The 21,184-nt window shown below is 68.8% G+C and carries 20 protein-coding genes; 7 read left to right on the forward strand and 13 right to left on the reverse strand.

From position 1 onward, the window contains the following. Nucleotides 1-16: 16 nt before the first annotated feature. From IU452_RS16525 to IU452_RS16535, 3 genes are all read right to left on the reverse strand, one after another. Nucleotides 17-412, reverse strand: a complete 396-nt coding sequence (locus IU452_RS16525; RefSeq protein WP_195110230.1) for a VOC family protein — start codon at nt 410-412, stop codon at nt 17-19. 113 nt (nt 413-525) lie between these two features. Next, entirely contained in the window at nt 526-1,434 is a 909-nt protein-coding gene (gene rarD, locus IU452_RS16530) for an EamA family transporter RarD (RefSeq protein ID WP_195110231.1), read from the reverse strand. A gap of 163 nt (nt 1,435-1,597) precedes the next feature. Next, nucleotides 1,598-2,305 (reverse strand): hypothetical protein, encoded by a 708-nt coding sequence (locus IU452_RS16535; RefSeq protein WP_195109951.1) that lies wholly within the window; start codon nt 2,303-2,305, stop codon nt 1,598-1,600. Nucleotides 2,306-2,352: 47 nt separating this feature from the next. Between IU452_RS16535 and IU452_RS16540 the strand changes: the two genes are divergently transcribed. Then, a complete protein-coding gene (locus IU452_RS16540; RefSeq protein ID WP_195109952.1) occupies nt 2,353-3,138 on the forward strand; it encodes a TetR/AcrR family transcriptional regulator in 786 nt (261 codons plus the stop codon). Here the strand turns inward: IU452_RS16540 and IU452_RS16545 are convergent. From IU452_RS16545 to lspA, 5 genes are all read right to left on the reverse strand, one after another. Then, nucleotides 3,122-3,940 (reverse strand): PhzF family phenazine biosynthesis protein, encoded by an 819-nt coding sequence (locus IU452_RS16545; RefSeq protein WP_195109953.1) that lies wholly within the window; start codon nt 3,938-3,940, stop codon nt 3,122-3,124. The two genes, IU452_RS16540 and IU452_RS16545, sit on opposite strands and share 17 nt — an antisense overlap. Before the next feature lie 147 nt (nt 3,941-4,087). Next, complete coding sequence (locus IU452_RS16550) at nt 4,088-6,511, reverse strand: cation-translocating P-type ATPase (protein WP_195109954.1); 2,424 nt, start codon at nt 6,509-6,511, stop codon at nt 4,088-4,090. Between the two features lie 73 nt (nt 6,512-6,584). Then, nucleotides 6,585-7,241 (reverse strand): hypothetical protein, encoded by a 657-nt coding sequence (locus IU452_RS16555; RefSeq protein WP_195109955.1) that lies wholly within the window; start codon nt 7,239-7,241, stop codon nt 6,585-6,587. Continuing rightward, the gene (locus tag IU452_RS16560) at nt 7,234-8,160 is read right to left on the reverse strand and encodes an RluA family pseudouridine synthase (RefSeq protein ID WP_195109956.1); all 927 of its coding nucleotides are present in this window, start codon (nt 8,158-8,160) and stop codon (nt 7,234-7,236) included. The genes IU452_RS16555 and IU452_RS16560 overlap by 8 nt, the downstream gene beginning before the upstream one ends. Beyond that, nucleotides 8,157-8,756 (reverse strand): signal peptidase II, encoded by a 600-nt coding sequence (gene lspA / locus IU452_RS16565; RefSeq protein WP_228817942.1) that lies wholly within the window; start codon nt 8,754-8,756, stop codon nt 8,157-8,159. The genes IU452_RS16560 and lspA overlap by 4 nt, the downstream gene beginning before the upstream one ends. Before the next feature lie 124 nt (nt 8,757-8,880). Between lspA and IU452_RS16570 the strand changes: the two genes are divergently transcribed. The 3 genes from IU452_RS16570 (at nt 8,881) to IU452_RS16580 (ending at nt 10,975) form a co-directional block, all read left to right on the forward strand. Further along, the gene (locus IU452_RS16570; RefSeq protein ID WP_324192661.1) at nt 8,881-9,822 is read left to right on the forward strand and encodes a hypothetical protein; all 942 of its coding nucleotides are present in this window, start codon (nt 8,881-8,883) and stop codon (nt 9,820-9,822) included. Next, nucleotides 9,810-10,520: a sensor domain-containing protein gene (locus tag IU452_RS16575; RefSeq protein WP_195109958.1), complete on the forward strand. Its 711-nt coding sequence runs from the start codon at nt 9,810-9,812 to the stop codon at nt 10,518-10,520. The genes IU452_RS16570 and IU452_RS16575 overlap by 13 nt, the downstream gene beginning before the upstream one ends. Before the next feature lie 230 nt (nt 10,521-10,750). Further along, nucleotides 10,751-10,975: a hypothetical protein gene (locus tag IU452_RS16580; RefSeq protein WP_195109959.1), complete on the forward strand. Its 225-nt coding sequence runs from the start codon at nt 10,751-10,753 to the stop codon at nt 10,973-10,975. 271 nt (nt 10,976-11,246) lie between these two features. Here the strand turns inward: IU452_RS16580 and IU452_RS16585 are convergent, their stop codons facing one another. The 3 genes from IU452_RS16585 to IU452_RS16595 all read right to left on the reverse strand — a co-directional run bounded on the left by IU452_RS16585 (nt 11,247) and on the right by IU452_RS16595 (nt 16,719). Then, on the reverse strand, nt 11,247-14,516 hold the full coding sequence (locus IU452_RS16585; protein ID WP_324192662.1) for an arabinosyltransferase domain-containing protein: 3,270 nt from the start codon (nt 14,514-14,516) through the stop codon (nt 11,247-11,249). A gap of 151 nt (nt 14,517-14,667) precedes the next feature. Further along, the gene (locus IU452_RS16590) at nt 14,668-15,168 is read right to left on the reverse strand and encodes a hypothetical protein (protein WP_228817945.1); all 501 of its coding nucleotides are present in this window, start codon (nt 15,166-15,168) and stop codon (nt 14,668-14,670) included. Nucleotides 15,169-15,279: 111 nt separating this feature from the next. Next, a complete protein-coding gene (locus IU452_RS16595) occupies nt 15,280-16,719 on the reverse strand; it encodes a DNA polymerase IV (RefSeq protein ID WP_228818103.1) in 1,440 nt (479 codons plus the stop codon). A gap of 269 nt (nt 16,720-16,988) precedes the next feature. Between IU452_RS16595 and IU452_RS16600 the strand changes: the two genes are divergently transcribed. Then, nucleotides 16,989-17,867 carry a UTP--glucose-1-phosphate uridylyltransferase gene (locus IU452_RS16600; protein ID WP_195109962.1) on the forward strand — a complete coding sequence of 293 codons (879 nt, stop codon included), beginning with the start codon at nt 16,989-16,991 and terminating at the stop codon, nt 17,865-17,867. Here IU452_RS16600 and IU452_RS16605 read toward each other — a convergent pair. Beyond that, a complete protein-coding gene (locus IU452_RS16605) occupies nt 17,864-18,301 on the reverse strand; it encodes a MarR family winged helix-turn-helix transcriptional regulator (protein ID WP_195109963.1) in 438 nt (145 codons plus the stop codon). The two genes, IU452_RS16600 and IU452_RS16605, sit on opposite strands and share 4 nt — an antisense overlap. Nucleotides 18,302-18,377: 76 nt before the next feature. Between IU452_RS16605 and IU452_RS16610 the strand changes: the two genes are divergently transcribed. Further along, the gene (locus IU452_RS16610; RefSeq protein ID WP_195109964.1) at nt 18,378-19,439 is read left to right on the forward strand and encodes a hypothetical protein; all 1,062 of its coding nucleotides are present in this window, start codon (nt 18,378-18,380) and stop codon (nt 19,437-19,439) included. A 3-nt stretch (nt 19,440-19,442) separates the two neighbouring features. Here IU452_RS16610 and IU452_RS16615 read toward each other — a convergent pair whose 3' ends face one another. Then, nucleotides 19,443-19,928 (reverse strand): C40 family peptidase, encoded by a 486-nt coding sequence (locus IU452_RS16615; protein ID WP_228818105.1) that lies wholly within the window; start codon nt 19,926-19,928, stop codon nt 19,443-19,445. Nucleotides 19,929-20,293: 365 nt separating this feature from the next. Here IU452_RS16615 and IU452_RS16620 point away from each other — a divergent pair, with 365 nt between their 5' ends. After that, the gene (locus IU452_RS16620; RefSeq protein ID WP_324192663.1) at nt 20,294-20,914 is read left to right on the forward strand and encodes a VOC family protein; all 621 of its coding nucleotides are present in this window, start codon (nt 20,294-20,296) and stop codon (nt 20,912-20,914) included. Nucleotides 20,915-21,184 lie beyond the last annotated feature (270 nt).

Below are 21,184 nucleotides of genomic sequence, written 5' to 3' on the forward strand. Positions count from 1 at the left end.
GCCGGTTGTGCGGAAACTACTCGGGCCAGCCACCGTACGGGACGGTGATCAATTCCAGGTAGTTGCCATCGGGGTCGGGGAAGTACACCCCTCGGCCCCCGTCGTTATGGTTGATCTCACCCTCGTGCTGCTGGTGCGGATCCGCCCAGAAGCGCAGCCCCCGAGCACGAATCTTGGCGAACGACGCGTCGAATTCGTCCTCGGACACCAGGAAGGCGTAATGCATCGGCGAGATGTCGGTGACATCCGGTGGAACCCGGGCGAAGTCGAAGGTGACGCCGTTGGCCACGGTGACCGGGATGAACGGTCCCCATGGCTCCCCGACGTCCACACCCAGGACATCTCCCCAGAATTCGGCGGTCTCCCGAGGGTCCCGACAGCCGACGATGGTGTGATTGAACTGAACAGACAGTGAATTTCTCCTGTGGTCGTGACGATCCCGACCCTGGACCGGTACAAGTCGGCCTACAGGAGCATCGCCACGAAGATCAAGTATACCGCGCCGGTTCCGGGCGGCACAATCGGTCACACCGGTTCGGGTTGCGCCACAGCAGTTTTCACTCGTGAGCGGTACAGCGCGTGGCCGGTGAACACGAGCAGCGCCAGCCAGATCAGCCCGAATCCGGCCCACCGGGTGGCGGGCATCGACTCGTGGCCGACGAGTACACCCCAGGCCATTTGCAGTGCCGGAGTGAGGTACTGCAGGATGCCCATGGTCGACAGCGGCACGCGGGATGCGGCGAGCGCGAACAGCAGCAGCGGCACGAGGGTGACCGGACCGCAAGCGATGAGCAGGGCGGTGTGCCCGGCCCCATGACCGAACGTCGCCTGGCCGCTCACCCCGAGCCCGATGGCGACGGCGAGTGCGATGGGCGCGGACACCAGGCCCTCGGCCGCGACACTGCGCATGGGATCGAGCCGGATCACCTTCTTCACCAGCCCATAGGTGGCGAACGAACAGGCGAGTACGAGCGCGATGATCGGCGGTTTGCCGTAATCGACGGTGAGAACGACGACCGCGCTCGCCCCCAACGCCAGGGCCAGCCACTGCGGCCAGGCGAGTCGCTCGCGGAAGATCACCACCCCGAACAAGACCGTCACAAGGGGATTGATGAAGTACCCGAGCGCACATTCGACCACATGCCCCGAGGTGACCCCGTACACATAGAACCCCCAATTGGCCGCGATCGCCGCTCCCGCCACCGCAGCGACCAGCCAGGTCCGCCCATCGATCGCCGCCAACTCCCGGATCCGGCCCATCGCCGCGAGAAGCACGAGAACCACAACCAACGTCCAGAGAATCCGATGAACCAAAATCTCCACCGAACTCGCAAACCCCAAAAGCCCGAAAAACGCCGGAAAGAGCCCCCACGTGAGATAGGCCCCGGCCCCGAAAACCACTCCCCCGCCATCGCGCCACCCCGATCGGCCCACCTCGCCTCCCGCCCCCGAACCACCCTCCGCTTCCACACTCCGCAACTCCACCGCCCCGACGCTACTTCCACCCGGCACCACCGTCGAGCGAGTTTCCCCCGGTGAGCGAGCAATCCGGCAGCCGTGTTCTCGCTGTTCGCTGTCCCCGGTGCTCGCTCGGCGATCAATCGAGGTCGGCGGCGAGGTCGGCGGCGAGGGCTAGGTCGGGGGCGAGGGTTTGGCGGTCGGCGTCGGAGAGGTCCAGGGCCGCTATCTGGGTGAGGAGGGATGAGGCGCGGGGGTGGTCGCCGGTGCGGATGTACAGTTCGGCGAGGTAGACCAGGGCCGGGACGCGCTGGGCCGCGGGGGCGTCGGCGTGCCGGGCCAGCCCGTTCTCCAGGACGAGGATGCCGGCGTTTTCGTCGCCGTGTGAGTCTGCTTGCCGGGCAGCGGCTTTCACCGTTCGCTCCAGTCGGCTCTCCCGTGCGGAAGGGTCGTCGCCGGGGTCGTCTTTCCGGAAGATTCGAAGCCAGTTCCCACCGGGATCGACGACGGAAAACCCGGTGGGCATGCCTTGCTTTTTTCGCGGTCGGGTCATCCGCGGGATTCCGGACACCGGCACCTTGCCGAACTCGGCGCGCAGCCCGGCCGCGAACGCCGAATACAACGCGGCCGTGTCGGGGACCGCCAGGCCGACGCTGCCCATCGACTCGGCGGGATCGAACCCGGGCACGCCGAAGAAGTGCATCTCGACCTCGTCTCGACGCAGGGCCACATACGGGTTGGGCCGGTCCTGACGGTAGGTCTGCTCGAATCCGAGGGCGGCGTAGAAGGGCAGGATGTCGTCCAATTCGCGGCAGGGAAGCATGGGAATGACGGTCACGGCGGACATGAAAACATCGTACGCTGTTCGGAGTATTGCCGGAGGAGGATTCGCGGATGGAATACGCAGGACGTGGCGACGCCGTCCGGACCATGGCGCTGCTGTGGGACGGCGGGACGCCGGTGCCGCGGCGCGGGCCACGTCATCGGCTCGACCTGTCGGCGATCGTCGACGCCGCGATCGCCGAGGCCGACCGCTGCGGACCGTCCTCGCTCTCGATTCGCGCACTCGCGCAGACACTGAATGTCGGTGCCGCGACGCTCTATACCTATGTGCCGGGCAAGGCGGAACTGTTGGAGCTGATGGTCGACCGTGTCATCGGCGGCCAGCCGCTTCCGAGAGCCGACACCGGGTGGCGACACGGGCTGAGCGACCTCGCGCACAGCGATCTCGCGACCTTCCGCGCACATCCCTGGCTGCTGCAGGTGGCCACCTCGCGCACGGTATTCGGCCCTCACTACGTGGCCCGCTACGAGGCCTCCGTCGCTCTCCTGGACGGCTGTGGCCTGTCGGCCTCCGACATCATCCGCTGCGTGGCGGCCGTGGACTCCTACACCCGCGGCGCGGCCTCGGCGGTGGTCGACGCCGAACAGGCACCCGCGGCAACCGGCAGCAGCGACGAACAGTGGTGGCAGCAGCGCGCACCGCTGCTCGAGGAACGGATGGCCGGGCGATTCCCGGTACTCGCCGCGATGGACGCCGCAGGCGCGTTCACCGTCGCCGAGTCATCGGCACCCTATCTGCTGCAGCGAGCACTGGAGCGCTTCACCTACGGCCTCGATCTCCTTCTCGACGCCATCGAATCCAGAATCGAATCGGCGGCAATCAGTCCGGGAGGGTGACCACGCCGTCGAGGTAGCGGTGGCAACGGCCGGTGAGGAGGACTCGGTCGTCGGAGAGGGTGCAGTGGAGGCGGCCGCCGCGGGGGGAGAGTTGGCGGGCGGTGAGGTCGGGGCGGCCGAAATCGCGGGCCCAGATCGGGGTCAGTTGGGCGTGGGCGGAGCCGGTGACGGGATCTTCGGGGATGCCCGCGGCGGGGGCGAAGACGCGGGAGACGAAGTCGGCGGTGTCGCCGGGGGCGGTGACGATGACGCCGCGCGGCAGCCTCGGGAAGGCCGAGAAGTCGGGGCGGATTTCGCGGACCTCGGCCTCGGTGGCCACCACGATCACCTCGTCCTGGCCGGTGAGCGCACGCAGGGGACGCACGCGCAGGGCCGAGACGAGGGCGGGGTCGGGGACGACGTCGACCGAGGCGATCACCGGCAGGTCGAGGACGAATTCGTCGTCGTCGGTGCGGTCCACCACCAGCCAGCCGCTGCGGGTGAAGAAATGGACGCGGTCCTCGCCCGGATGCAGGTCCGCGAGCAATTGGGCCGCGGCCGCCATGGTGGCGTGGCCGCACATGTCCATCTCGGTCGTCGGGGTGAACCAGCGCAGATGGTAGGCGGGTCCGTCGGCCGGCGGCTCCCCCGCCTCCGGCGGCAGAATCGAAGTGTAGAAGGCGGTTTCGGCGAGGTTGTTCTCCTCGGCAACCTGCTGCATGAGCGCGTCGGGCAACCATTCCAGCAGCGGCATCACCGCCGCCGGATTACCGGTGAACGGCGCGTCGGCAAACGCATCGATCTGATGCAGCAGGACCTCCATACAGCCGAAGGTACCCGCGTCGCCAATCGACACACGGCACAACGCAGTTCACGGCGTGCCATAGCATGTGACCAGTTGGGGACCGCCAAAAGACGCGGCGGTCAGCTGTTTTCGCCAGCGGCGGTCAGCTGTTTTCGCCAGCGGCGGTCAGCTGTTTTCGCCGGGCGCTGCGGGGATCAGCCGTCGCTTCTCACCGGTCAACTCCGCGCTGAACCACCACGCCGCCTCCACCAGGACGATGCCGATGAATCCGCAGATGGCGGCCGTGCCGGTGAGCGCGATATTGGACGGATCGAGTTTGAAGAAGTGCCGCGTGAACGGCACGGTGAACAGGATCAGATAACCCGCCACCGAGCCGAAGATCAACAGCAGCTTCCACCAGTTCCACGGCCGCGCCACGATCGCCAGCACCCACACCGCAATGATCAGCAGGGTGATCAGCGCGGTCGTGCCCGCCTGCACCTTCTCGGTCTCGGTCTGGTCCGCGCCCCGGTAGGCGATCATGTACGCGATGAAGGTCATCGCCCCGATCACCACGCCCGAGGGCACCGCGAGCCGCAACACGCGCGGCACGAAACCGGTTCGGGCCCTTTCGTTGTTGGGCGCCAGCGACAGGATGAACGCCGGAATACCGATGGTGAACCAGGCCGCGATCGTCACGTGCCGGGGCAGGAACGGATACGGCAGCGGCTCGTAGTGGAACAGCTGCGATCCGATACCCGCCACACCGACCAGAAACGCCAGCAGCACCGAGTACACGGTCTTGGTGAGGAACAGATTCGAGACCCGCTCGATATTGCCGATGACTCGGCGGCCCTCGCCCACGACATACGGCAGCGTGGCGAATTTGTTGTCCAGCAGCACGATCTGCGCGACCGCGCGGGTGGCCGGGCTGCCCGCGCCCATCGCCACGCCGATATCGGCATCCTTGAGTGCCAGCACGTCGTTGACGCCGTCGCCGGTCATGGCGACGGTATGCCCGCGCGACTGCAGCGCACCGACCATGGCCCGCTTCTGATCCGGCCGCACCCGGCCGAAGGTGGTCTCGCGATCCAGCACATCGGCCAATTCGTCCTGCTCGGAAGGCAGTTTGCGGGCATCGAGGGCATGGTCGCCGCCGGGCAGCCCGAGTGAGGAGGCGACCGCACCGACCGAGACGGCGTTGTCGCCGGAGATCACCTTGATCGCCACGTTCTGTTCGGCGAAGTAGTCGAGGGTGGCGCGGGCGTCGGGGCGTATCTTCTGCTCCAGGACCACCAGCGCCTGCGGTGTCACCACGCCGGGCGCATCAGGGGCGTCCACCCCCCGGTCACTGCTGGCCAGCAGCAGCACCCGCAACCCCTGCGAGCCGATGTCCTGTGCGGTCGCGGCGATCTCGGAGTCGGAATCCAGCAGCACATCCGGGGCGCCGAGCAGCCAGTTGCCGTGCTCGCCGTAGGAACAGCCACTCCACTTCTTGGCCGAGGAGAACGGCGCGACACCGGTCGTCCGCCAGCCGGGGCCGTCGCCGGAGGCCTCCTTGATGGCCACCATGCTGGCGTTGGGCCGTGGATCGTCGGAAGCCATGGCGGACAGGACTTCTCGCAATGCGGATTCGTCGGCATCGCCCACGGTGCGCAGTTCCGCCAGGCGCATACCGTTCTCGGTGAGGGTGCCGGTCTTGTCGGCGCACACCACATCGACCCGCGCCAGGCCCTCGATCGCGGGCAACTCCTGCACCAGGCATTTGCGCCGGCCCAGCCGCACGACGCCGACCGCGAACGCGATCGAGGTCATCAGCACCAGACCTTCGGGCACCATCGGCACCAGCGCCGCCACCATGCCGTTGACCGCGGACCGCCACGACTCGTGGCTGGAGAACAGCTGGTTGTAGATGGTCACCAAACCCGCCGGAATCAGCAGATAGGTGATGACCTTCAGAATCGTGTTGATGCCGTTGCGCAGCTCGGAATTCACCAGCGTGAACTTGCTGGCCTCCTCGGCCAGTTTCGCGGCGTACGCGTCCCGGCCGACCTTCGTGGCCCGGTAGGCGCCCGAACCCGACACCACGTAGCTGCCCGACATGACCTCGGCGCCAATGGATTTGTCGATGGGATCGGCCTCGCCGGTGAGCAGCGACTCGTCGACCTCGAGCAGTTCGCACTCCTCGACCACGCCGTCGACCACGATCTGGTCGCCGGGTCCGAGTTCGATGAGGTCGTCGAGCACCACATCCTTGGGTGCCACCTCGTGGGCGGTGCCGTCGCGGCGTACCACCGGCTTGGCCTGCCCGACGATCGCGAGCTTGTCCAGGGTCTGTTTGGCGCGCAACTCCTGCACGATGCCGACGATGCTGTTGGCGACGATGAGCAGGCCGAACATGCCGTCGATGGGCGAGCCGGTGGCCATCACCAGGATGAACAGCACACCGAGGATCGCGTTGATCCGGGTGAACACGTTCGCCCGGATGATATCGGCGGCCGAGCGGCTGGCCCGATCCGGAACATCGTTGGTCTGCCCGTCGCGGACCCGCTGCTCCACCTCGGCCGCGGTCAGCCCCGGCGCACGCGAGGTCTGCTCGGTGATCGACATGCTCGACAGCCTAGAACGTGCGCGACGAATCGGTCAGGATGCGGGGCGCGGAACGCCCTCACCCAGCGGGATGTCAGCGGTCCGGAACCGGCCCGTCGTCGGGGCCGGGGGCGGCGATGTCGGTCTGTTCGGGCAGGAGTGGGACTATCGCGAACGCGCCCGCCGCGGCATCGGCCGGGAGCGCCTGGACGGCTCGAATACCGGTGTGGGAGGCCAACTCTCGGAGCCGGTCGAGGCGGCCGCGGACGACCAGGCCGACGGTGCAGGCGCAGCCCGCGCGCAGGCGCTCCGAGACGACCGCAGCGACGCGGGCGGAGCGTTCGTCGACCGGGTGAACGGCGGCCAGGGTGTTGGCGGCGGCCCGAGCGGACGCGACGGCGACGGCGTCGCCCGCGGGAACGGGGACGGCGAGGACCGGGGTGTACACGCGGTCGATCGGAACGTGGTGGAGCACCTGGGAGATCCGCAGGCCCCCGGCGTGGTCCGGGATGCGCTCCGGCGCGATGCCGACGGCGAAGGACACCAGCGCCCAGTGCTCGTCGGAGTCGGTTCCGGTCAGCGAATCTTTCGCCCGGTCGAGGTACTGCGCGACCGGCTCGCCCGTCTCCGGGCCGAGCCGGTCGGTGGTCACGACCGACGGGCGCGGCGGATACGCCCAGCCGAGCACCACGATCACGACCGCGAGCACGGCAGCGGCGGCGACCAGCAGCGCAACCCGCCGCTCACGCATGGCGCAGCACGTCCAGCGCATGCTCCAGATCCGCCGGATACTCGCTGGTGATCTCGACCCACCGGCCGTCGGCGGGATGCGCGAACCCGAGCGAGCGGGCGTGCAACCACTGCCGCTGCAGGCCGAGCCGCTCGGCCAGCTTGGGATCCGCGCCATAGGTCAGATCTCCGCAGCAGGGATGGCGGATGGCGGAGAAGTGCACGCGAATCTGATGGGTGCGGCCGGTCTCCAGGTGGATGTCGAGCAGGCTTGCGGCCTGGAACGCCTCGACGGTGTCGTAGTGGGTGACACTCGGGCGGCCGTCGGCGGTGACGGCGAACTTCCAATCGTTGCCGCGGGCCCGCCCGATCGGCGCGTCGATCGTGCCGCTGGACGGATCCGGATGCCCCTGCACCAGCGCGTGATAACGCTTGTCCACCGTGCGCTGCTTGAACGCCCGCTTGAGAACGGTGTACGCGTGTTCGGACTGCGCCACCACCATCACCCCGGACGTCCCCACGTCCAACCGGTGCACGATGCCCTGGCGTTCGTGCGCGCCCGAGGTCGAGATCCGATAGCCCATCGCGGCCAGCCCGCCCACAACGGTCGGACCGGACCAGCCCACACCCGTATGCGCGGCCACTCCGACCGGCTTGTCCACGGCCACGATGTCGTCGTCGGCGTAGAGGATCTTCATCCCCTCGACCGGAGTGGCCTCGACCGTCAGTTCCCGCTTGGGCTCGGGGAACTCCACCTCGAGCCAGGCGCCGGCCGCGAGCCGATCCGATTTGCCGACCGGCGCGCCATCGATCTGCACCGAGCCCTCCTCGGCGAGGGTGGCGACCGCGGTGCGCGACAACCCCAGTAGACGCGACAGCCCGGCGTCGACCCGCATGCCGTCGAGACCGTCGGGTACCGGCATGGCACGAGTCTCCCTCATGCGCCGGCCTCCGCCCCGTGATCGTCGCGGCCGGAACGGGTGCCGTCCGGTTCGAATCCGAACACGGTCAACACCACCAGCAGGATCGCCCCGCACACGATCGAGGAGTCGGCCACGTTGAACACCGGCCACCACTTGGTCACCGAGATGAAGTCGACCACATGCCCCTGCAGCGGACCGGGGGCCCGGAACAGCCGGTCGATCAGGTTGCCGACGGCGCCACCGAGCACCAGGCCCAGACCGACCGCCCAGCCCACCGAGCGCAGCGAGCGACCGATCCGGATCACGCCCACGACGACGGCCGCCGCGATCAGGGTCAGCAGCCAGGTCATGCCGGTGGCCATGGAGAATGCGGCGCCCGGGTTGCGCACCAGGGTCAGCCGCACCACGTCGTCGATGATCGAAATGGGCTCACCGGGCTTCATTTTCGCCACCACCAGGGCCTTGGTGCCCAGATCCAGGGCGAAGACAACGGCGGCGACCAGCAGCAGGGCGGGCAGACGGCGCGGGCGGACGGGTAGGCCCGGATCCCGGGGCGGCTCGTCGTGGTCATCGGTGTGCTGCTCGCGCTGCCGGTCGGTACTCACAGCAGACATCATCCCTTATAGAGATAGCGGCCCCGTCGCTCGGCGTTCACGCCGCCCCTCGCCGGCGCTCGGGGCCACCGTGCGCGCAGCGCGTCCCAGCTGATTTTCAGGAACCGGTCGTACCCTGTTCGGCGTGACGGTGTTGTCTTCCCTATCCCTGCGATCCGCCCGCTCGGGTCTCTTACTGGTGGTGCTCGCGGTCGCACTGTCGACGCTGGGCGTCGGCTGCGGTGACAGCACGGAATCCGCCGGTGATGCCGAGGTGGAGCCGTCCGGATCCGGTCGGGAAGTCACCATGCCCATCGCGGCGGCGGTGACGACCGTCGTGCAGCCGGGTGACGAACCGCGCTCGCTGCTGCGCCCGGCGATCGGCCCCGGCACCGCGCAGCAGGTGACGCTGCGCACCGATCATCGCATCGAACAGCAGATCAACGACCAGCCGATGCGGGACTCCTCGCCGCCGTCGGTGACGATTCCGCTGACCGCGCGGACCGGTCAGGACGGCGTCGATCTGACCCTGGGCACGGTCACCTCCACCGATCCGACCCTGGCCCAGCAGCTGCTGTCGGCCAACGGTTCGCGCGCCGGCTTCGAGATCAGCGACTTGGGCGCGGTCACGGCGCTGCGGCTGGCGCCCAAGCCCGCCACCCCCGACACCGCCCGCGCCGCCCTGGAGCAGGCCTTCTATCAGGCCGTGTACCAGTCGATCACGCTGCCGAACGAACCGGTGGGCGAGGGCGCGGTGTGGACGGTGCGCCAGCAGGTGTCCGGCGGGGTGATGCTCGATCAGGTGACGACGGCCACGCTGACCGAACGCGACGGCAACCGGTTGACCATCGAGTTGAACGTGACGCAGAAGCCGCGGTCGATGGTGTGGAACCTGCCCAACAACGCCGCGTCGCTCGACATCGTCGACTACCTGATGCAGGGCACCGGCACGATCACGGTGGATCTGGGTCTGCCGCTGCCGGTTTCGGGCTCGGTCACCATCGGCGGGCGCCAGGCCTATCGGGATCCGAACACCTCCGTGGTGCTGCGGCAGAAGATCAGCACCCAGGTGCAATGGGACGAGTGAAGCACGCCGGGTGGCTGCTGGCGGGTGTGGTCGCCTGCGCGGGATGCGGCTCGCAGCAGCAGGATTCGCTGCCCGGGTTCGGGCCGGCGGTGACGCCCGCGCCCGTCTCGGCGCCCGCGGTCACCGATTCGGCCGCGCTGCAGGCTCGTTTGCTGACCGCGGCCGATCTGCCGCCGGGGTACACCCGGCTCGACGACGCCGCACCGGGTAACGGGCCGCAGCAGCCGGCGGACCGGTCGCGCACCGACCCCGCCTCGTGCGCGAAAGTGCTCGCGCCCGTGGGTGATCAGGCCTCCGGTGCCAGTGCGCGTGGGGCCGTGCACTATTCGACGCCGGATTTCGCCGGGATCGATATCGATATCGCGAGCTATCCGAACGGTGGTGCGGCCCAGGCCTTCTCCACCGTGCAGAATCTCGTGCGGCAGTGCGGGAAGTATTCGGGCACCGATGCCGACGGCACCGCGATGGACTACCGGACGGGCGGGCTGGATCAGCCGAAGGCCGGGGACGCCTCCACCTCTTTTCAGGTGCACACCACCAGCGAGGGCGTGACGCTGTACACGGCGGCGACGGTGGTGTTGGTCGGCAGCAGTGTCGTGCAGATCGCCGAGAGCGCGCCCACCCCGATCGATCCGGCCACGTTGCGGGATCTGACCGCCAAACAGGTGATGCGCCTGCAGGGCGTCCTCGGGCCGTGATGCGGGGGGGTGTGAGCAGGCGGGCGGCCCGCCAAAAAATCGGATGCATCCCTCACGGGGCCGCTGCTACGGTTCTCCGCATGTCGACTTTGTTCTCCTGAGCGCGATCCCGCGCCCCGCCCGGTGCCTTCTCGGCCCGAGGCGTCCGAATCCCTTGCCGTTCCCCGGCATTCGATCTCGGCCGGCCGCTGCCGGTGAGTCGGCCACACATACCCTCAGGAGGGCCACCCATGCCTGCTTCGCACGATACTTCCCACCGCACCGCATTCACCCTCGCCGCCCCCGCCTCGACGCGAGTACCAACCGAGGAGGCATCCACCCTGTCCCGTCGCGAACGCCGCCGCAAGGCCTCCGACCGATCCCAACCGACCGACAACCCCTTCACCGGCAAGATCACCAACCCCGGCCGCCCAGCAATCCCACCCCGCCGATTCAACAACTACCGCCGCGGCTGACCCCGGCGAAAAGCACGCCGGGGAAGTAGGAGGGAACGCACCCCGGGCAATAGGGGGAACCCACGCCGGGACACGAGAGGGAACCCACGCCGGGGAGAGAACGCACGCCGGGGGACGTAAGACAGAACGCGCGGGGGAACTATGGGGCACCCACGCCGGGCTGCAAATGGTTGCCCGGCGTGCGGAGCAAGCCTCGTTCCCGTCGTTCCGGCGTGCGGAGCCAGCCTCGTTCCCCGTCGTTCCGGCGTGCTTTTGGCCGGAACGACGGGGGCTACCAGTTGGTGTTGATGTGGCCCGGGTTCCACCAACCCGTGTGGGTTTCCTGGGTGACCGTGGGGACTGCCGGGGTGGCGGTGGGGTCGATGGGGGTGAGTTTTTGGAGTTCGCCCCAGTCTTGGCGCCAGGCGTGGTTCAGGTAGGTGGCCAGGGTTTGGGAGTGCAGGAGTTGCTGGCTCCAGCCGAGGGGGCCGCCGCCGTCGTGGCTTTCCCACAGGTTGGTGTCGTGGGCGCCGCCACGGTCGGGGAGGATGCGCCAGGCCGGGATCTGGGCGATGCCGTCTTTGTGGTCGTACGGGCGCTGGCACGGGAACTGCAGGCCCACCGCCCAATCCAGCAGCACCGGGCTGTGCGAGCCGATCAGGTCGTTGACCGTGCGGGTCTGCGGGACGCGCGGCGGGGTCAGCGCCAGCCACTGGCCCGGGTCCAGGCTGCGGGCGCCGGCCACGATGCGAACCACATCGGCCTGTGCGGGAATCTGATCGAGCGGCACCCGCAGGTTCCGCCACGACGGCGCCGGGCCGATATCGATCGGGGTGACCCGGCCCAGCGGCCGCGCACTGGTCGCGGAATCGGTTGTGCCGTACTCGAGTTCCACCGACTGCCCGGGCGTGACCACGCCGTCCTTGTCGACCGAGCGGATGCGTCCGGCCGCGGCGATCGCCACGATCCCGCTGCGATCGCCCGACGCGGGCAGGCGGTACCACCCGGTGGTCAGATCGGCCGTGCCCGGGTGTCCCGCGGTGCCGAGTTCGGGCGTGGTCGCGGAGTCCAGCCCGAACGGCAGTGGCAGGCCACCGGTTTGGGTGCCGCTGTCACCACCGGGCTTGTTGTTGAAGGCATTGGCGATACTGCTGCCGTTGTTCGGTTCGCCGTCCGGCGTGAGATCTCCGACGCCGCCCGGCACGAAGCCGGTGGCCTCGGCGGCGAAGGTGCCGAAGGCATCACCGGTCAGCGGCGCCAGCATCGAGGCGTTCGGATCGGTTTCGACCAGCACATCGTTGGCCAGCCCGCACGGCTTACCCAGTACGGCATTGATATTCGACTTGGCCAGCGAGAACGCCGGATACTGCGAGACGGCGCCCTTGGCGAACGAGCCCACCTCGAAGACCACCAGCAGCGCCGCCGCCACCGTCAGCGGCGGAATCTTGGCCAGCCGCCAGGCCCGGGGCGAAACACGATGCGGCGTACCGGGTTCCGGAGCGCGCACATGCCACCACGCGGCCAGCGCCAGGAACACCCCGGCGGCCGCCAGGAACACCAGGTACAGCCCGAAGCCGTGGAACGACGGCGGCTTGTCGTGCCACGGGACGCCGAAACTGGAAATCCACCACCATTCGTTGACGCTGGTGAAGATCTGGGCGAGCACCAGCGAGACCACGGCCGCGAACAGCGCGCGATTGCGCGGCGACCGCATCACGCGCGGGCCGACCGCGACGGCGGTCAGCACCGCCAGCGATCCCGCCAGCCCGGCGTAGATGCCGTTGTGATGCGTGAACTTGGTCGGCGCGAGCGCCATCAACAGCATCGCGCCGAAGGTGATGCCGAGCAGCCGTTTGGCGGGCCCGGATGCGGTGAACGGGATGCGCCCGCCCTTGCGCAACAGCACGAAGACGCACACCAGCAGGCCCAGCCACATGGCGACCATGCCGAACCGGCGCGCGATCGACCCGTCGGCGGTGGGCATGAACAGCCACTGATAGGCCAGATAGTCGTTGTACCAGGGATCCGCCGGTCCGACCGCATTGTGCACGCGCTTCATCTCGAACATCGCCGACAGCGGCTGGACGCCGAACATGCACACCAGCATCACCGTCCCGGCCGCGGCGAGCGGGGCGACCAGCGCACCGTAGCCGCGCACCCATGCCCACCAGGAAATCGGCGCTCCCCCATGGGAATCCGCGCCCGCAAGCTCCCGGGCCCGGGCAATCCCGCTCCGCACCGCCGTCCGCATCCCCGCGATCAACGGCGCCAGGCAGATCAGACCCGACGGTGCCGCGGTGAAGCTGAAGGCGGCGATCACGATCGCGATCGCATAGGGCAGCAGCCGCCGTGTCGCAATGGCGCGCTCGACGAAGCACCAGGTGAGCAGCACGCAGACCGCGATCACCGGCTCCGGGCGCAGGCCGTTGTTGTAGGGCAGCCAAACCGCTAGAAAGCCCAGCGCACCGGTCCACACCGCGACCCTGTCGTGCCGCACGGCCACGCCCAGGCGCGGGATCACCTCGCGGCTCAGCGCCAACCAGGTGATGACGCCCGCCAGCAGCGTCGGCAACCGCACCCACGGACTGGCCGTGCTGATCTCGGCCATATGCGCGATCACGTCGTACGGCGGTGTGCCGACCGGGTTTTCGGGCACGCCGAAGAAGCGGAAGTAGTTGGCCATGTAGCCCGAGACCAGCGACGCGCGGGCCATGCCGAACTGGTAGCCGTCATCGGAGGTGGTGGAGCCGATGAAATGCCACACCACCAGCGTCGCGAGCACCACCGCGTCCACGCCGGTGAACCGCCGCCACCGCTGCGGCACCCACCGCCGCACCCGGTGCCCATCGAGCAGGTCGAGACGATGCAGGGCGAACAGCGCGATCAGCGTGAACACCACGGCCAGGACCGAGGCGGCGCGCTTGAGGAAGGTCGGAGTGACCGAGAAGCGGCTGTCCACCTGGGCGCTCACGCGCGCACCCTCGGCACCGGTCAGATCGCTGAACACACCCACCAGCTGCGGCCGGTAATCACCGTGCAGCTCAACGGGTTTCACCCCCGCACCGGAGACGGTGGTGGAGGAGATATCGGAGTGCACGGTGAGGGCGCCGTCGGCGAGCCGGTCGAGCGGGACGCTCAGCAGCGCCTGGTTGCGCAGCACCACCTCGAGCTGGGCGGGCTTATCGTCCTGCGCGGGCCGCACGCGCGCGACGAAACCGTAGTGCTCCAGGTCGGGCGCCCCGTTGGGCAGGGTCGAGGCGACGATCCCGCCGCCCGCGCTCAGCTGCGCCGCGGCACGGCCCGGAATCGTCGCGTCGAAGGTCAACGGCGCATAGCCGATCAGCGGCGCGGTGATGCTGCGGGTCGAATCCTGTTGCGGCCACGACAGTGTCGTGTGATCGACGCGAACCGGCAGCAGCGGCACGGCAACGGCGCACAGCGCGGCGAGCAGTCCGGCGAGGAAGGCCACCGGCTTGGCCCAGTTCCCCCGACGTGTGCCGGTGATCCCGGGTTTCTCGCCTGCCGCGGACGTCTCGTCCGCCCTCACCATCGTGTCGGTCACGGGGGCCGATCGTAGCGTGACGCTTTCGTGACCGGCCAAATCGTCCCGCGATTCTCAGCCTCCGCTTAGACTCGCCGGTCTGTTCCGGATGGAAACGGCAGCGGCCGGCATCCGTGCCATCCGGATGCCGGCCGCGTCGGGAACACGACTGTCAGCTGCAGGCGGGCGACTGCTGCCCGAGGTTCTGCAGGCCGGCGCACGCCCAGCTCTTCTGCAGCTTCCACTTGCCGTCCTGGGCGATGAACGGCACGTCGGCCTCGGTGGGCGCGGCGTTGTTGACCGAGAAGTTCACCTTCGCGGTCAGCTGGTCACCCAGCTGCTGCACGTTGGTGATGTCGATCTTGGCGTTGTTCTCCTGGTACGCCTTGACCAGCTTCTTGATCATGTCGGGATCCTTCTGCAGCGCCTCCTCGCCGTCCTCGAGGTACTGCACCTTCTGTGCGTCCGGCACGTTCGGGTCCAGCGTCTGCTGCAGTTCCTGGTTCAGCTCCGCGACGGTCGGCGCCGGCGGGACGTTCTCCGCCGTGGTGGCCGACGCGCTGGTCGTCGCCTTCGTGGGCGTGCTGTCGGACTTCTTGTCGCCGTTACCGCAGGCCGACATGCCGAGCGCCGCCACCACGGCCAGGGTGGCGACCGCGATGCGTCCAGTCATCTGAAGCTTCAATGCTCGTCCTTTACGTTCGAGTTGGTCTGTTCCGTGCACGTGACAGCTACCACCCGACCGGCAGCGCTGCACGAGTGGCCTCACGCTACCCGCCAAAATTCAACGAAGACTAAGGAGCGGGTCGGCCGGGGCGAGATCGAGATCGTCGGCGGCAAACGTATACGCCGGACCCGGTCCTGTCGAGCGTGTCTCGAAACGCACCGTGACGCGCCCGTGCCCGCTGCCCTGCACCCAGCCGTGGCCGTGTTCGCGATGGTGCACGTCGCGGCCCGGATACCAGAATTCGGTGGTGTAGGAGCGGGTCGCGGGCGGGACGGCGGCTTCGGCGACGGCGACGCCGGATTCCGCGGCGACGGCGAAAGTGGGCTCGGGCGCGACGAATTCGTCGAGGGCGTCCCGGCTGGCGCCGGGAAGGTGATCGAGCGCGGCGGAATGATGATCGAGCGCGGCGGAACGACGATCGAGCGCGGCGGGTGTCGAGGGGCGCGCGACCAAGTCCTGATCCAATTCCGGGAACAGCGACTCCTGCCGCACCGTCGACAGCCCGCCGAATCCCACGCCCACCAGGCGGATCGGGCCCAGCTCGCCGGGGTCGATGGCCGAGCGCAGGGCGGCGGCGGTCAAGGTGGCCAGATCCTCGGTGGCGTAAGGCAGGGTGAACGAGCGGGTCACGATCCCCATATCGGCCTTCTTCAGTTTCAGCACCACCGTGCGGGCCGCGCGGCCGTCGCGGGTCAACCGCCGGTGGGCGGCCGCGGCCATCTCCTCGATCGCCGGGCGCAGCTGGGCCAGGGTGAGGATGTCGGTCTCGTACGTGGTTTCGGCACTGATCTGTTTGGCCTCGGCGCGCTCGGCGACGGGCCGGTCGTCGATGCCGCGGGCGAGCCGATGCAGGGCCGCGCCCACACTGCCACCCAGCAGCGAAACGGCCTCCAACTCGGGCAGGGCCGCGAACGCACCGACGGTTTCGATGCCTACCGACCGCAACCGCCCCTCGGCCACCGGCCCGATCCCCCACAGCTTGCGCACCGGCAGCGCGGCCAGCAGCTGCTGCTGGTCGGCCGGGGACACCACCCGCACACCGTCGGGTTTGGCCAGGCCCGAGGCGATCTTCGCCAGCTGCTTACCGGTGCCCGCCCCGACCGAGGCGACCAGCCCGGTGCGTTCGCGCACCAGCGCCCGCAGCTGCTCGCAGAATTCCAGCACCTCCCCCACGCTCGCCCCCGCCAGCTCGGCGGGCTCGCCGAACGCCTCGTCGAACGACAGCGTCTCCAATACCGGGATGCGCGAGCGCAGCGTCTCGAAGACCTGCCCACTCACCTCGCCGTAGACCACGCCGCGCGGCGGCACCACCACCGCCGTCACCCCGACCAGACGGCGAGCCTGATGCATCGGCATGGCCGAGCGCGCCCCGAACACCCGCGCCTCGTAGCTGGCCCCGGCCACCACCCCGCGCCCTCCGGTGCCCCCGACCAGCACCGGACGCCCGCGCAACGTGGGCCGGGTCAGCTGTTCGACCGAGGCGAAAAAGGCGTCCATATCGATGTGCAGCACCCAGCGCCGGGCCCTTACCTCGAGGTCGGCACCGCCGACTGCCCGATTCAGGCGACCAGCTGCGGAATTGCTGTTGAATTCCTGGGGATCCGCCCCCGGCCGCGCCGTCGCCGCGCTACCCTGCCCGACCCCCTCGGATGCCTCCTGACCAGGCAAAAGCCGTGTCGTAGCCGGGTCGGGGTCGCGATGCATGCCCCGAAATCTACGCTCGGCTACCGACATGTCCCCGCGCACGAGTATGTGATGATTCGTCCATGACTATCCGCAAGGCCGTGATCCCCGCCGCCGGTATCGGTTCTCGCCTGCTGCCGCTGACCAAGGCCATCCCCAAGGAGATGCTGCCGGTCGGCGACAAGCCGGTGATCGAGCACACCGTTCGCGAGCTGGTGGCCTCGGGTATCACCGACATCACCATCGTGGTCAGCGCCGGTAAGTCGCTGATCCAGGATCACTTCCGCCCCAACCCGGCGCTGGTGGCGCAGCTGCGCTCCGACGGCAAGACCGCGTACGCCGACGCCGTGGAGGAGGTGGGCGAGCTGGGCCGCCTCGGCCACATCACCTACCTGGATCAGCACGGCCCCTACGGCAACGGCACGCCCGTGTTGAACGCGGCCCGCAATCTGGGCGACGAGCCGATGCTGGTGCTGTGGCCCGACGACGTGTTCGTCGCCGAGATCCCGCGTGCCCAGCAGCTCATCGACGCCTACAACAAGACCAAGGCCCCGGTGCTGGCGCTGATGCCGATGGACCCGGCCGATTCGAAGCGCTACGGCGTGCCGGTGGTCCGCGAGACCCTCGAGGACGGATTGCTGCGCATCGGCGGCCTGCGGGAGAAGCCCAAGCCGGAGGACGCGCCGTCGGCCTACGCCGCCATCGGAGGCTATGTGGTCACCCCGGGCATCATCGAGGAGCTGCGCAAGCAGGTGGCCGACTGGTACACCCACCGCACCGGCGAGGTGTACCTGACCGACGCCATCAACGAATACGCGGCCTCGAATGCGGTGTACGGCCAGGTGATTCGCGGCAGCTGGTACGACACCGGCAATCCGGCCGACTACCTGATCGCCCAGTTCGCCTCGGCACTGGCACATCCCGAATACGGCCCCCGGCTGCGGCAGCTGATCACCGATTAAGCCTTGTCGTAGCGCACCAGATACGCGGCGAACCGGGCGATATCGCGGTCGTCCCAATCCCGGAAGCGGTCGGTGAAGGCGCGAGCGCGGGCGCGTTCCGCCTCTCGCGCACGCCTTCTGCCCTCGGTGGTGGCGCGCAGGATGTGGTTGCGGCGATTGGCCGGATCCGCCTCGCGGGTGAGATAGCCCTGGCGCTCCAGGGTGGCGACCTGTCGGCTCACCGTGGACTTGTCCAGCAGGAAGTGCTCGGCCAGCTCCGAGGCCAGGCAGCCGTCGCGGTCGATGACCAGATCGAGGATGCTTGCGGCGACCAATGACAGCTCCGGGTGCAGCTCCGCCGCCCGGCCGCGCGCCCGCCGCGCGAAGGCCGTGAGCTCACGCTGGATGGTCTGGATCGCCGCGCTGCGCGACGGCGTGGCGGAACGCTCCGTCATGGTTGCATAGTACAACAATAAGGTTGTATAGTGCAACTATTAATAGTTGTATTTACCAACCTTGGAGCGGACTTTCATGGCCTCACACCAGCTTCGGCACGTCGCCGCGCATCTGCTGACCCCGCTGTTGATGTGCGCGGGTATGGCGCTGGCGTATCTCGGCGCATTCCATCAGCCCGGGCCGAACCATCTGAAGGTGGCCGTCGTCGGCGAAGCACCGCAGGAGAAGGTGCTGGCGCAGACGCTGAAGGACACCGCGGGCGACAAACTCGAGGTCATCACGCTGCCCAGCCGCGACGCGGCGGTGCATCGGCTGCAGGATCGCGATCTGGCCGGGGCGTACGTCCCCGATGCGCAGCATCCCGAACTGCTGGTGGCCAAGGCCAACTCCGACACCACCGCGATGGCCGTGCAGACCGTGTTCGGACGGGTCGCCGCTCAGCAGGACGTGCCGCTGCGGACCACCGACATCACTGCCCTGGCCGCCGGTGATCCGACCGGGCAGGGCCTGTTCTTCCTGTTGGTGGCGCTGAGTATCGGCTCCTACGGCAGCGTCGCGGCGATCGGTGCGGCCGGGGCGGGCCTGAGTGCGGGTGTGCGCGCCCTGTGCGGGCTGATGACCTCGCTGCTGGTCAGCGTGATCGGAATCGTCATGGCGGGTCCGGTCTTCCACGTCGTCGACCACGACTACGCCCAGATCTGGGCGATGGGCTGGATCTATTCGGCCGGAATCCTGCTGATCGGCCTCGGCCTGCACACCTTCCTGCAGCGGTGGACCACCTTGGCGCTCATGGTGCTGTTCGTGATGCTGAACTTCACCACCTCCGGCGGTGTCTATCGTCCGGAGCTGCAGAGCGGCTTCTTCGGGGCGCTGCACTCGTTCTGGAACGGCGCCGGCTTCGTGGAGGGCGCTCGCAGTCTGCTGTATTTCGACGGCCGGGCCGGATTCGACGGCCGGATCCTGAGCCTGGTGCTGTGGTTCGCGGCCGGGCTCGCGCTCGTGGCGATCGCCGGAGTGGTCGAGAAGCGCCGGGCCGCGGCGGCCGTCGCGGCCGATGCGGCGCACGGACGACACGCGATCGAGACCGACCGGATGGAGTCCGCCGAGGAGGAGATGGAGGAGGCGGTCGGTGTCTGAGGCTCAGAAGTAGCGGCGGATCGCGTAGATGTGGAAGTGGCTCAACGGCGTCAGCGTCACTCCCACTCCGGCGCCGTAGGCGTTGAGCAGCAGCCCGCCCCCGGCGTAGATGCCGCCGTGCGAACCGTCCGGATTGACGATCACCACGTCACCGGGCATGAGCGCCCAGAACGGCACCGCGCTGCCGGAGCGGGCCTGCTGCCAGGTGGTGCGCGGCAGCAGAATGCCCACCTGACGAAACGCCCACTGCACCAGCCCGGAACAGTCGAAGGCGTGCGGGCCTTCGGCGCCCCACTCGTAGGGTTTTCCGGTTTGCGAGGTCGCGAGGCTCAGGGCGGCCATCGCCCGCGGGCTGGCCATCGGCAGGTTCGCGATCCCGTCCGCGCTGAGGGAGGCCGACCCCGTCCCGGAGCCGGAACTGCTACCGCTGCTGCCGCTCACGTGTGCGATATCGGCCGCCGCCGGTCCGGCCCAGCCTGCGGCGGCCATGGTTCCGGCCAGCGCGGCGAGGAGGAGCCGGGTACGTCTGTGATGCGGTGTTGTGGTCACAATGTTTTGCCCTCCGGTTGGCATACACCACCGTGACGGGCAGGCCCGGCGACTGCTCAGCACACACTCCGGGCCGACATGCCTTGGTGGTGCAGTTGTCTCAGCTGGGTCGATCGGGTACAAGACGCAAGTTCAACTAGACGGTCATGGTTGCTGAAGCATAACCCCATCTAGCAGGCGATAAGCGAAAAACAAGATCTAATTCCACCCGGAGCCGGGTGTGTCGCATGCGAGCGAGCGCCGGAGTGCGCTCACGGCGATCACAACCGGTGTCCGTGTCGGTGCCCGGCTCTACCGTGGACGGGGTGAACGCACTCGATCACCTGGTGTTGGCGACGCCGCAGCTGTCCGAGACGGTCGCGCACCTGACCCGGCTCGTGGGCGTCGAGCCCGTTCCCGGTGGCCGGCATGTCGGCCGCGGCACGCGCAACTTCCTGCTGGGCCTGGGTGCGGGCGGCTATCTCGAGATCATCGGGCCGGATCCCGAGCAGCCCGAACCGGAGTCGCCGCGCCCGTTCGGCGTCGACGAGCTGACCGGTCCCCGCCTGGTCGCCTGGGCCATCGGCGTGACCGATATCGACGCGGCGGTGACGGCCGCCCGGGCGGCCGGATTCGACCCCGGTGATCCGTCGGAGATGTCGCGCGCCACTCCGGGCGGGGAGACGCTGCGCTGGCGGTTGACCCTCGACCGCGGCGGCCGCGGTACCGGGATCGTCCCGTTCCTCATCGACTGGGGGTCGACCAGGCATCCCGCGCTGGATCTGCCGCAGGCGAAGCTGCTGTCGCTGACCGCCGTCCACCCCGACGTGGCCACGACTTCGGCTCTGCTGCAGGCCGTTTCGGCCGCCATCGAACTGCTGCCGGGTATCCGCCCCGCGCTGATCGCCACCCTCGACGGGCCGCACGGTCCGGTCACGCTGGTATGAGCGGGCCCGCAGTCACACCCGTTCCAGATCCCGCTCCCGCGTCTCGGGCAGGGCGAGGATGGACAGCAGCGGGGAACAGCGCCAGGCTCCAGACCATCGCGACCCCTGCGCCGAAACGAGGAAGAGGCGGCCGGGAAACGAGGGAGACGTGGCGGGCTCGCCGCGCTCGGCGGGTGCGACCAGGTGGCGTCACTGATGAGTGTCGCACCCGCCGAGCAGCGGTTTCGCTTTCCCGCTGTCGGAGACCGCGGGAAGACCAGGAGGGGATGG

Source organism: Nocardia transvalensis (assembly GCF_015477765.1).
GTDB lineage: Bacteria > Actinomycetota > Actinomycetes > Mycobacteriales > Mycobacteriaceae > Nocardia > Nocardia transvalensis_A.